Raw genomic sequence first — 916 nt, 5'->3', positions numbered from 1 at the left:
CCTGCCGTGCGGGGGCCTCGGGGGACACCGACTGGACGGGTCGCAGCCGGGTCGCCTCGCCCAGCTCGCCGGGCAGGCCGTCGACCTCGGCCGCGGCCGGCACGTCCGACGTGACCTCCTCGGGCAGGTCCAACGGGGTGGCCGGGAGCCGCAGCTCGGCCTCGACCTGCTGCAGGGCCCGCGCGAACGCGAGCGCCGAGTGGTGGCGGCGTGCGGGCACCCGGTCCATGGCCCGGGCCAGAACGGCGTGCAACGTCTCGGGGACGTCCGCCCGGCCCGTCGAGGTCAGGGGACCACGCTCGATGCGCATGATCAGGTCGGCCGCGGTGTTCGAGCCGTCCGGCACCTCGAACGGGGACCGCCGCGCCAGCAAGGAGTACACGGTGGCCGCCAGCGAGTACACGTCGGACCGCTCGTCCCCACGGGGCTCCTCGGCGAGGAGCTCGGGAGGTGACCACGGGATCGACATCCCGGTGGCCGCCCCCGAGGCCACCGTCGTGGCCGCGATGCCGAAGTCGGTCAGGGCAGGCCAGCCGAAGTCCGTCACCAGGACGTTCGCCGGCTTGATGTCCCGGTGCAGGATGCCGGCCCGGTGGGCGGTCTCGACCGCCGACGCCAGTCGCACACCCAGTCGCAGCACCTCGGCCACACCCATGCGCTCGGTGCGGTACCGCTCACCCAGGCCCGCCCGGGAGCAGTACTCCATCACCAGGTACGGCCGACCGTCGGTGGCGACGTCGGCGTGGTGAACGGTGACGATCGACGGGTGGTGGGACAGCCGGGCCATGAGGTCGGCCTCGCCCCTGAACTGGGCGCGGGCGGAGTCGCTCAGGTGCCCCGCGAGCAGCACCTTGACGGCCACCGACCTGCGGGGCATCTGCTGGGTGTACAGGAACACGTCCGCGAACCCACCCAT

General features: G+C 73.6%; 1 protein-coding gene. It reads right to left on the bottom strand.

The window, feature by feature from the left end; translation table 11 throughout:
• On the bottom strand, positions 1-916 hold a 916-nt coding region (locus tag N869_RS15495), incomplete at both ends, for a serine/threonine-protein kinase (RefSeq protein WP_035063172.1).

Source organism: Cellulomonas bogoriensis 69B4 = DSM 16987 (genome assembly GCF_000767165.1).
GTDB classification, from domain to species: domain Bacteria; phylum Actinomycetota; class Actinomycetes; order Actinomycetales; family Cellulomonadaceae; genus Actinotalea; species Actinotalea bogoriensis.
The sequence above is the reverse complement of the archived record's forward strand: the minus strand, read 5'-3'. Positions and strand labels throughout refer to the sequence as shown.